Raw genomic sequence first — 626 nt, 5'->3', positions numbered from 1 at the left:
CAAGTTTTGCGGCGATGGTCTCATTGGCCTGCGCTATGCGGTGCTTGCGACAATACTTTACGTACAGAGCCTAGCTACACGATATGAGCATGTTGCTTGCGCAGTCCTACGGAAAAGTCTGAAGGGTGATGTCGTATAAGCAGAAATTAGTCTTCTCTTAATGCTCTTTGTTGTGTGGGTACTCGCTTTTAGTAAGTTTCGTTTTAGTGTTTCTAAATAGGTGGATAACAACCTCAACTGCCAATGTAGGTGTGTTGAATAATAGTGTGGCTGTCAAGACGACGGCTTAAGGACGATATAAATGAATGGACTCGATGATAAAGCAGGTATTCAGATACACGAAAACGACACTGCCAAAGGTGCTGATGATGAGTGTGAGTTGCTCGAAGAGCCGAACGATTTGATTGTTGGTTTGGCACACGATGACGCGCAAAGAGAAGAAAGCCACGTTTCAGGCGCGAAGATGGCGAGCTTTAAGTTAAGCCCTAAACTTCCGAAGGTTACGGTTTCTAAACCCGTCACAAAACCGCCGTTCAAGCCTCCTGTGAGCCCACCCGTAAAACCCCCGGTTAAGCCCCCCGCTAAGCCACCGGCGAAACCCCCGGTTAAGCCGCCCGTTGAGCCAC

1 protein-coding gene is annotated in these 626 nt (G+C 48.4%); it reads left to right on the top strand.

Annotated elements, in window-relative coordinates:
* Positions 1-301 precede the first annotated feature (301 nt).
* Positions 302-626, top strand: a 325-nt coding sequence (locus CJF39_RS22935; protein WP_212556004.1) for a hypothetical protein, incomplete at its 3' end; no start/stop codon positions are given.

It is taken from the genome of Pseudomonas lundensis, from assembly GCF_002269125.1.
Lineage (GTDB): Bacteria > Pseudomonadota > Gammaproteobacteria > Pseudomonadales > Pseudomonadaceae > Aquipseudomonas > Aquipseudomonas lundensis_A.
This window is presented reverse-complemented; position numbering and strand designations above follow the sequence as displayed.